Raw genomic sequence first — 11,213 nt, 5'->3', positions numbered from 1 at the left:
ATGCCGTGGTCGTTGCGGCTGGTCACGACGTCTCCAGCTCGCGGTCGATCAGGTCGAAGATGTTCTCGGCGGTGGCCGACTCCAGGTCGTCGTCGCCGTCCGCCTCCGACTGCCGCTCGGCCAGCCGGTCCAGCAGGCCGTGCAGCCGGTCGGTGATCCGGCGGAACTCGTCGTCGGCCGGGTCGAGGCCGGCGAGCGCCGCCTCGAGGCGGTCGAGTTCCCGCCCGGCCACCGCCGAGGTGTCCGCCGCGCCGGCCGGGGCGAACTGCCCGGCGAGGTGCGCGGCGAGCGCCGCCGGCGTCGGGTTGTCGAAGACCAGCGTCGCGGGCAGCCGCAGCCCGGTGGCCGCGCCGAGCCGGTTGCGCAGCTCGACCGCGGTGAGCGAGTCGAAGCCGAGTTCCCGGAACGCGCGGGTCGGCTCGATGCCGGCCGGGTCGCCGTGGCCGAGGACGACGGCCACGTGCGACAGCACCAGGTCGCGCAGGGCGCGTACCCGCTTGTCGTCGGAGAGGCCGGCCAGGGTCGCGGCGAACGCCTGCCCGTCGGCGGCCTCACCGGCGGCGGCCCGGCGGCCGGCGGTTCGGACCAGGCCGGCCAGCAGCGGATGGACGGGCGCGCCCGGCGCCGCCACCCCGGTGCTGATCTTCGCCGGCATGAGGACGGGGCGTTCGGACCGCCAGCCGGCGTCGAACAGGGCGAGGGCCTCGTCGTTGGACAGGGCGGCCATGCCGCCCCGGTCGAGCCGGCGGATGTCGGCGGCGTCGAGGTGCCCGGTCATGCCGCTGGCCTGCGCCCACCGGCCCCAGGCGAGGGCGACGGCCGGCAGGCCGAGGGCCCGACGGTGCTCGGCGAGGGCGTCGAGGAATGCGTTGCCGGCGGCGTAGTTGCCCTGCCCCGGGCCGCCGAACACGCCTGCGGCGGCGGAGAACAGCACGAACGCGGTCAGCTCGTGGCCGAGTGTGGCCCGGTGCAGGTTCCAGGCCGCGTCGACCTTCGGCCGCAGCACCGCGTCGAGCCGGTCGGGGGTGAGCGACTCGACGGTGGCGTCGTCGAGGACCCCGGCGGCGTGCACGACGGCCCGCAGCGGCTGCCGGGCGTCCACCATGGACAGCACGTCGGCGACGGCGTCCGGGTCGGCCAGGTCGGCGGCGACGATCGACACGTCCGCGCCGAGCGCCTTCAGGTCGGCCAGCAGCTCGTCGGCGCCCTCGGCGTCGGGGCCGCGCCGGCTGACCAGGAGGAGCTGCCGGGCGTCGTGCGCGGTGACCAGGTGCCGGCAGAGCAGCGCGCCGAGGGTGCCGGTGGCGCCGGAGACCAGGACGGTGCCGTCGAGCCGGGGCGGCTGCGGGATGCTCAGGGCGAGCTTGCCGACCTGCCGGGCCTGGCTCAGGAAGCGGAACGCCTCCGGGGCCCGCCGCACGTCCCAGGTGCGCCGGGGCAGCGGGCGCAGCGCGCCGGTGCCGAAGAGCGCCATCAGCTCGCCGAGCATCCGGCCGATGGCGTCCGGGCCGGCCTCGATGAGGTCGAAGACCTGGTAGTCGACGCCGGGGTGGGCCTCGGCGACCCGCTGCGGGTCCCGCTTGTCGGTCTTGCCCATCTCGACGAACCGGCCGCCGGGGGCGAGCAGCCGCAGGGACGCGTCGACGAACTCGCCGCTGAGCGCGTTGAGCACCACGTCGACGCCCCGCCCGGCGGTGCGGTCGCGGAACTCCTCGACGAAGTCGAGGGTGCGGGAGGAGGCGAGGTGCGCGTCGTCGAGGCCGGTGGCGCGCAGCGCCGGCCACTTGCCGGGGCTGGCCGTGCCGTAGACCTCCGCGCCGAGGTGGCGGGCGATCTGCACGGCGGCCATCCCGACGCCGCCGGCCGCCGCGTGCACCAGCACGGACTCCCCCGCCGCCAGCCGGGCCAGCTCGACCAGGCCGTACCAGGCGGTCAGGAACACCACCGGCACGGCGGCGGCGTCGGTGTACGACCAGTCGTCGGGGATGCGGGTGAGCAGGCGGCGGTCGGTGGCCGCGACGGAGGAGAACGACCCGGAGAAGATGCCCATCACCCGGTCACCCGGGGCGAGGTCGGTGACCCCCGGCCCGACGTCGAGCACCACGCCGGCCCCCTCGTTGCCCAGCACCTCCTGGTCGGGCACCATGCCCAGCGCCAGCACCACGTCGCGGAAGTTCAGCCCGGAGGCGCGCATCGCGACGAGGACGTGGCCGGCCGGCAGGTCACCCTGCGCCGGGGCGGGCAGCAGGGCGAGGTTCTCCAGCGTCCCCTTCTCGGTGACGTCGAGCCGCCACGGCGTGCCGTCGGCCGGCAGCGGCAGCGCCCCGGCGTCGCGGGTCCGGACCAGCCGGGGCGCCAGCGGCGCGCCGTCGCGGACCGCGAGCTGCGGCACGCCGGAGGCGACGGCCGCCGGGACGGCCGCGAGGGAGGCGGCGGTGCCGTCGGTGTCGAGCAGCGTGAACCGGCCCGGGTGCTCGGACTGGGCCGACCGGACCAGCCCCCACACGGCGGCGCCGGCCAGGTGGCGGGGGGCCTCGCCGGGGGCCGCGCCGACCGCGCCGGCGGTGTGCAGGACCAGCCGGGCCCGCTCCAGCCGGGGCTCGCCGAGCCACGCCTGCACGAGGGCGAGGGCGTCCCGGGCGGCGTCGTGCGCGGCCTCGGCGGCCCGCGCCGGGTCCGCGTCGGCCCCCAGGTCGACCACCACGTCGGGTACGTCCCCGGAGCGCTCGACCGCGGCGACCAGGGCCGTCAGGTCGGTGTGGCCGTCGACGGGGTGGCCGGCGGCGGCCAGCGCGTCGCCGAGGCCGGGGGTGTCGTCGCCGAGCAGCGCCCAGCGGGTCGTCCCCGCCGTCGCGTCGGCCGGCGGCAGCGGCGTCCAGTCCAGGTGGAACAGCGCGTTGCGGCGCAGCGCGGCGGCCTCGTCGGCGCGGCCGGCGGCGACCGGGCGGAAGGTCAACGACTCGACGGTGGCGACCGGCTGGCCGGCGGTGTCGGCGAGGGTGACCGTGACGGTGTCCGGGCCCAGCGACCGCATCCGCACCCGCAGCCGGGTCGCGCCGTGGGCGTGCAGGCCGACCGCCCGGAAGGCGAACGGCATCCAGCCGGTGCCGGCGGCGGCGTCCTCGCCCAGCAGGGCGGTGAGCCCGCTGGCCTGGAGGGCCGCGTCGAACAGGGCCGGGTGCAGCCCGAACCGGGACGCCTCGGCGGTCGCCGAGTCGGGCAGCGCCACCTCGGCGTAGACCTCGTCGGCGCCGCGCCACACCCGGCGCAGGCCCCGGAAGGCGGGGCCGTAGCCGAGGCCGCCCTCGGCCATCCGCGCGTACCAGGCGTCGAGGTCGGCGTCGACCTCGACCGCGTCGGCCGGCGGCCACTGCCCCGCGACGACCACCGGGGCGGGAAGCTGCGGGAGCAGCAGGCCCTCGGCGTGCCTGGTCCACTCGCCGGAGCCGTCGTCCTCGGGCCGGGAGTGCACGGTGACGACCCGCTCCCCGGCGTCGCTCGGCGCGCCGACGCGCACCTGCACCTGCACGGCGCCGCCCGGCGGGAGGACGAGGGGGCTGATCAGCGTCAGGTCGCCCACGTGTCCGGCGTCGACCTCGTCGCCGGCCCGGACCACCATGTCGACGACGCCGGTGCCGGGGACGATCACCGCCCCGCCGACGGCGTGGTCGGCCAGCCACGGGTGGGTACGCACCGACAGCCGGCCGGTGAGCACCACCGTCTGGTCCTCGGCGACGGGGATCGCCGCGCTGAGCAGCGGGTGGCCGGCATCCTGGAGGCCGGCGGAGCCGACGTCCCGGACGCGGTGGGCGGGCGGGTCCAGCCAGTAGCGGCCCCGGTCGAAGGCGTAGGTGGGCAGCTCGACGGTCGCCGTGGCGGCGAGGACCTTCGTGAGGTCGACGGGCAGGCCGACGGCGTGCGCGGTCGCCAGGTTCGTCAGCAACCGCACCGCGTCGTCGTCACCCCGACGCAGGCTGCCCAGGGTGTGCCCGGTCGTGCCGGTGTCGTCGAGGATCGCCGTCACCGGCATCGTCAACACCGGATGCGGGCTGATCTCCACGAAGGTGGAGTGCCCCGCCGCGATCGCCACCCGCACGGCCGCGTCGAACTGCACGGTCTGCCGCAGGTTGTCGTACCAGTAGTCGGCGGTCATGCTCGCCGGATCCACCCAGTCCCCGGTCAACGTCGACACGAGCCGGACGTCGCCGGCCTGCGGGGCCACATCGGCCAGGTCGGCGCGCAACTGCTCGGCGACGTCCTGCACCGACGCCGAGTGCGACGCGTAGTCCACCGGAATCAGCCGGGCGCGGATGCCGTCGTCGGTGCACGCCTGGACGAGGTCCGCCACCGGCTGCGGCGGCCCGGAGACGACCACCGTGCCCGGACCGTTCACCGCCGCCACCCCGACCCCCGGGAAGCCCGGCAGCCGCTCGGCGACCGCGTCGGCGGACAGGTCCACCGACGCCATCGCCCCCGTCCCCCGCAACACCGCCAGAGCACGCGAACGCAACGCCACCGTTTTCGCCGCGTCGCCCAGCGACAGAATGCCGGCCACGCACGCCGCACCGATCTCACCCTGCGAGTGACCGACGACCGCCTGCGGGGCAACACCCGCATGCCGCCACACCGCCGCCAGAGCGATACCGACGGCCCACAGCACCGGCTGCACCACCTCGACCCGGTCCAACCACGACTCGTCCTCACCCGTCAACACCGCGACGATGTCCACGTCGAGATACGGGGCCAGGGCACGCTGGCACTCCGCCAAACGCGCGTCGAACACCGGCGTACGACCCACCAGACCCGCCGCCATCCGCGCCGACTGCGCGCCCTGACCCGGGAACACGAACACCGGGCCCGGGCCGTGGGACGCGGCCACGCCCGTCACCACGCCGGCGGCCGGCAGGCCGCCCGCGAGCGCTTCCAGGCCCGCCAGCAGTTCCTCGACGGTCGACCCGACGACCGACGACCGCCGGTCGAACGTGGACCGGGTCGTGGCGAGGGACCACGCCACGGCGGCGGCGTCGAGGTCACCGCGTCCTCGGAGGTGGGCGGCGAGGCGGGCGGCCTGACCGGCGAGGGCCGCCCCGGACCGGGCCGACACCGGCCACACCGTCACGTCCGCGCCGACCAGGCCCGGGGCCACGGCGACGACGGCCGGATCGGCGGGCTCGTCGGCCTGCTCGATGATGATGTGCGCGTTGGTGCCGGACATGCCGAACGACGACACCGCCGCCCGCCGCGCCCGGCCCGTCTCCGGCCACGGCGTGGCCTCGGTGACGAGGGTGACCGCCCCGGCCGTCCAGTCGATGTGCGACGACGGGGCGTCGACGTGCAGCGTCGCGGGTACGGTCCCGTGGCGCATCGCCTGCACCATCTTGATGATTCCGGCGACGCCGGCGGCGGCCTGGGTGTGGCCGATGTTCGACTTGATGGACCCGAGCAGCAGCGGCGCGGCGTCGCCCCGCTCCTGGCCGTAGGTGGCCAGCAGCGCCTGCGCCTCGATCGGGTCGCCCAGCGTCGTGCCGGTGCCGTGCGCCTCCACCACGTCCACGTCCGCCGTCGACAGCCCCGCCGACGCGAGGGCCTGCCGGACCACCCGCTGCTGCGAGGGACCGTTCGGCGCGGTGAGGCCGTTGGACGCGCCGTCGGAGTTGACCGCGCTGCCGCGCACGATCGCCAACACGTGGTGCCCGTTGCGGCGGGCGTCGGACAAACGCTCCACCAGCAGCACGCCGACGCCCTCACCCCAGCCGGTGCCGTCGGCCGCCTCCGCGAACGGCTTGCACCGCCCGTCGGCGGCGAGGGCCCGCTGGCGGGAGAACTCGGCGAACGTGCCGGGGGTGGTCATCACGGTGACGCCGCCGGCCAGGGCGAGGTCGCACTCGCCGCGCCGCAGGGCCTGCACCGCCAGGTGCAACGCCACAAGGGACGACGAACACGCCGTGTCCACCGACACCGCCGGCCCCTCCAACCCCAACGCGTACGCCACCCGACCCGACACCACACTCGCCGCATTCCCCGTCCCCGCGAACCCCTCCACCTCATCCGCAGAAACCATCAACAGGGCCCCATAGTCCTGACCATTCGTCCCCACGAACACCCCTGTTCGCGAACCCCGCAACCCCCCCGGATCAACCCCTGCCCGCTCCACCACCTCCCACGACGCCTCCAACAACAACCGCTGCTGCGGATCCATCGCGGAGGCTTCCCGGGGCGAGATGCCGAAGAAGGCCGCATCGAAGTCCGCCGCGTCGTACAGGAATCCGCCCTGGTCGGAGTACGTGGTGCCGGGGTGCGCCGGGTCGGGGTCGTAGAGGCGGTCGAGGTCCCAGCCGCGGTTGGTGGGGAAGTCGCCGATGGCGTCGACGCCATCGGCGACGAGCCGCCACAGCCGATCCGGGTCGTCGGCCCCGCCCGGGTAGCGGCAGGACATGGCGACGATGGCGATCGGCTCGTCGTCGTCCACGGTGGTGGCGGCGGTCGGGGCCGGCGCGGCGGCGGCGCCGAAGAGGCCGGTGAGCAGGTGGCGGGCCAGCACGACCGGGTTGGGGTGGTCGAAGACGAGGGTGGTGGGCAGCGCCTGCCCGGTGGCGGCCACCAGCCGGTTGCGCAGCTCCACGGCGGTCAGCGAGTCGAAGCCGAGGTCCCGGAACGCCGTGCCGGCCGGGACGGCGGCGGCCCCGCCGTCGTGGCCGAGCACGTCGGCGGCCAGTTCCCGGACCAGGTCGGCGACGGTCTCCTCGCGCCGGGCGGCGGTCAGCCCGGTCAGCCGGCGGCGCAGGGTCGCCGCGGGGCCCTCGTCGCCGTCGTCGACGGGCGCGCCGCCGTCGAGGGCGGCCCGCGCCTCCGGTACGCCGTCGAGCAGCGGTCGCCGACGCGCCGACGCGTACGCGGGGGCGAAGCGGGACCAGTCGACGTCGGCGACGGTGACGGCGACGTCGTCGTGGTCGAGGGCCTGTTGCAGGGCGCCCATCGCCACGGCGGGGTCCATCGCGGGCAGGCCACGGCGGCGCAGCCCCTGGTCGGAGTCGGCGTCGTGCATGCCGCCGTCGGCCCACGGGCCCCAGGCGACGGCGGTGCCGGCCCGGCCGTCGGCGCGCCGCTGCTGCACGAGCGCGTCGAGGTACGCGTTGCCGGCCGCGTAGCCGGCCTGCCCGGCGCTGCCCCAGGTCGCGGCGATGGACGAGTAGACGAGGAAGGCGTCGAGCTCCCGGTCGGCGAGCAGGTCGGCGAGGTGGGTGGCCCCGGCGGTCTTACCTGCGGTCACCTCGGCCAGCTCGGCCGGGGTGATGGCGGCCAGCGGGGTGGCCTGGGCGATGCCGGCGGTGTGCACGACGACGCGGACGGGCGGGCCGTCGGCCTCGATCCGGTCGAGCAGGTCGGCGAGGGCGGCGCGGTCGGCGATGTCGCAGGCGGCCACGGTGACCCGAGTGCCGAGGGCGGTCAGCTCGGCCTCCAGCTCGGCGGCGCCGGGGGCGGCGGGTCCGCGCCGGCTGGCCAGCACCACGTGTTCGGCGCCGGCGGCGGCGAGCCAGCGTGCGGCGCGGGCGCCGAGGCCGCCGGTGCCGCCGGTGATCAGCGCGGTGCCGGTGGGCGTGAACCGGCGTACCGGGGGGCGGTCGCCGACGGCGGCGCGGACCAGGCGGCGGGCGAAGACGCCGGGGCCGCGTACAGCGAGCTGGTCCTCGCCGCCCGCGCCGGTGAGGATCGCGGCGAGCCGGCCGGCGGCGCGGTCGTCGGGGTGGGTCGGCAGGTCGACCAGGCCGCCCCAGCGGTGCGGGGCCTCGACGCCGACGACCCGGCCGAGGCCCCAGATCGCGGCCTGCGCGGGGTCGGCGAGCCGGTCGTACGAGGCGGCGGCGACGGCGCCCCGGGTGACCAGCCACAGCGGGGCGTCGATGCCGGCGTCGCCGAGCGCCTGGACCAGGGTGAGGGTGGCGGGCAGGCCGGGCAGGGCGGCCCGGCCGGCGGTCGGCGGTTCCCCGGCGAGCAGGGAGACCACCCCGGCGACGTCGGACCCGGCGAGGGCGGCGGCGAGGGCGGCCCGGTCGGCGTCGGGGGCGACGGCCAGCGGCAGCGGTGCGGCCCCGGCGGCGGTGAGCGCGGCCCGGACGGTCCGGACGGCCGGGTCGTCGTCCGCGCCGACGGGCAGGGCGAGCAGCCAGGTGCCGGTGAGCCGGCCGGCGGCCGGTTCGGCGGTGACCTGCCAGTCGGCCCGGTAGCGCCAGCCGTCGAGCAGCGAATGTTCCTGCCGCTGCCGCCGCCAGTCGGCGAGGACGGGCAGCAGGGTGCGCAGGGACTCGGCGGCGGCCTCGTCGTCGACGGCCAGGGTGTCGCGCAGGGCGTCCAGGTCGGCCCGTTCGACGGCGTCCCAGAAGCGCCGGTCGAGCAGCCCGGTCGCGGTGGCGGCGGGGTCGGCCGGTTCCTCGGCCGGCACCCAGTAGTGCTGCTGCTCGAACGGGTAGGTGGGCAGGCCGACGAGGCGGCCGGGCCGGTCGGCGAGCAGGTCGGCCCAGGCCACGGGCGTGCCGGCGACGTGCAGCCGGGCGAGCGCGCCGAGCAGGGCACGACGTTGCGGGCGGTCCCGGCGCAGCACCGGCACGACCACGGCGGGGGCGACGTCGGGGGCCGCCTCGACGGTGGCGAGCGTCTCCTCGACGGCGGCGGTGAGGACGGCGTCGGGGCCGACCTCGACGAAGGTGCCGACGCCGTGGGCCCGCAGGGCGCGCACGCCGTCGGCGAAGCGGACGGCCTCGCGGACGTGCCGCACCCAGTACCCGGGGGTGCGCAGCTGCGCCGGGTCGGCCAGCTCGCCGGTCAGGTTGGACACGATCGGCAGGGCGGGGGCGCGCAGGTCGAGGCCGGCGACGACGGCGGCGAACTCGGCGAGCATCGGCTCCATCAGGGGGCTGTGGAAGGCGTGGCTGACCCGCAGCCGGCGCACCTTCACCCCCCGCCCGGTCCAGAGTTCGGCCAGCTCGTCGACGGCCGGGCCGGCGCCGGAGACGACGACGGAGGCGGGCCCGTTGACGGCGGCGACGGCGACCCGGTCGGTCAGCCCCTCCAGGGAGGCGGCGACGTCGGCCTCGGCGGCGGCGACGGCGAGCATCGCCCCGCCGGCCGGGAGGGCCTGCATGAGCCGGCCCCGGGCCGCGACCAGGGCGGCGGCGTCGGCGAGGGTGAGCACGCCGGCCACGTGGGCGGCGGTGATCTCACCGATCGAGTGCCCCGCGACCAGGTCGGGGGCCAGCCCCCAGGAGCCGAGCAGCCGGTGCAGCGCCATCTCGACGGCGAAGAGCCCGGCCTGGGTGAACACGGTCTGGTCGAGCAGCGCCGCGTCGTCGGTGCCGGGCGGGGCGAACAGGGCGGGCTTCAGCGGCCGGGGCAGGTGCGGGTCGAGGTGGGCGCAGGCCTCGTCGAGCGCCGCCGCGAAGACGGGGTACGCCTCGGCCAGCTCGCGGCCCATGCCGGCGCGCTGGGCGCCCTGGCCGGAGTACAGGAACGCGACGGCGCCCCGGTCGGCGGCGGCGCCGGTGACCAGGCCGGGGGCGGGCCGGTCGTCGGCGAGGGCGGTCAGGGCGGTGAGTAGGCCGGCGGAGTCGTCGGCGAGGACGACCGCGCGGTGTTCGAGGGGGGACCGGGACACCGCCGACGTCCAGGCGACGTCGGCGGGGCGCGGGCTGGCGTCGGCGGCGAGGTGGGCGGCCCAGCGCTCGGCCTGGCGGCGCAGCCCGGTGCGGGTACGGCCGGTGAGCAGCACCGGCGCGGGGCCGGGCGGTTCGGGCCGCTCGTCGGTGCCGGCGGGCTCCTCGGGCTGTTCGAGGATGAGGTGGGTGTTGGTGCCGCTCATCCCGAACGAGGACACGGCGGCCCGGCGGGGCCGGTCCACGGCCGGCCACGGGGTCGCCTCGGTGACCAGGGTGACCGCGCCGGCGGACCAGTCGACGTGCGGGGTGGGCCCGTCGACGTGCAGGGTGGCGGGCACGGTCCCGTGCCGCATGGCCAGCACCATCTTGATGACGCCCGCGATGCCGGCGGCTGCCTGGGTGTGGCCGATGTTCGACTTGATCGACCCGAGCAGCAGGGGCGCGGCGTCACCCCGCTCCTGCCCGTACGTGGCCAGCAGCGCCTGCGCCTCGATCGGGTCGCCGAGGACGGTGCCGGTGCCGTGCGCCTCGACCACGTCCACGTCGGCCGTGGACAGTCGCGCGCCGGCCAGCGCCTGGCCGATCACCCGCTGCTGGGAGGGCCCGTTGGGGGCGGTGAGGCCGTTGGACGCGCCGTCCTGGTTGACGGCGGAGCCCCGGATCACCGCGAGGACGGGGTGGCCGTTGCGGCGGGCGTCGCTGAGGCGTTCCAGCAGCAGCATGCCGACGCCCTCGGACCAGCCGGTGCCGTCGGCGGACGCGGCGAACGACTTGCACCGGCCGTCGGCGGCCAGCCCGCGCTGCCGGGAGAACTCGACGAACGGGCCGGGGGTGGCCAGCACGGTCGCGCCGCCGGCCAGGGCGAGGCCGCACTCGCGCTGACGCAACGCCTGGCAGGCGAGGTGGATGGCGACGGACGCCGACGAGCAGGCGGTGTCCACGGTGACCGTGGGGCCCTCCAGCCCGAACGTGTACGCCAGCCGCCCGGAGACGACGCTGGCGGCGGTGCCGGTGAGCACGTACCCCTCGACGCCGGGGGCGCGGTGCAGCACGGCGGCGTAGTCCTGGCCGGAGGTGCCGACGAACACGCCGGAGCGGCTGCCGCGCAGGGACAGCGGGGCGATGCCGGCCCGTTCGAACAGCTCCCAGGTGACCTCCAGCAGCAGCCGCTGCTGGGGGTCCATGGCGACCGCCTCGCGGGGGGAGACGCCGAACAGGGCGGCGTCGAACTTCCCCGCGTCGTGCAGGAACCCGCCGGAGCTGGTGGTCGAGGTGCCGGGCCGGTCGGGGTCGGGGTGCTGGAGGCGGTCCAGGTCCCAGCCCCGGTCGGTGGGGAAGCCGCCGATGGCGTCCCCGCCGGTGGAGACGAACGACCACAGGTCCTCGGGCGAGTTGATGCCGCCCGGGTAACGGCAGCTCATCGCGACGATCGCCACCGGCTCGGACTCCTCGGCGGTGACCTCGCGCAGCCGTTGGCGGGTCTGCTGCAGCTCGGCGACGACCCGCGTCAGGTATTCGCGCAGCCGCTCTTCGTCCGCCATGACTTCTCGCTTTCTCGTGACA

General features: G+C 76.9%; 1 protein-coding gene. It reads right to left on the bottom strand.

Features of this window, described 5'->3' with window-relative positions; translation table 11 throughout:
* Positions 1-22: 22 nt before the first annotated feature.
* The gene (locus ACQPZO_RS09785) at positions 23-11,191 is read right to left on the bottom strand and encodes a type I polyketide synthase (RefSeq protein ID WP_433348986.1); all 11,169 of its coding nucleotides are present in this window, start codon (positions 11,189-11,191) and stop codon (positions 23-25) included.
* Positions 11,192-11,213 lie beyond the last annotated feature (22 nt).

The sequence above is a fragment of the Micromonospora sp. CA-111912 genome (assembly GCF_050948415.1).
Classification (GTDB): Bacteria; Actinomycetota; Actinomycetes; order Mycobacteriales; family Micromonosporaceae; genus Micromonospora.
This window is presented reverse-complemented; position numbering and strand designations above follow the sequence as displayed.

Excerpts from the sequence above, each read along its gene's own strand:
- ACQPZO_RS09785 (WP_433348986.1), bottom strand. The coding sequence starts at position 11,191 with ATGGCGGACGAAGAGCGGCTGCGCGAATACCTGACGCGGGTCGTCGCC.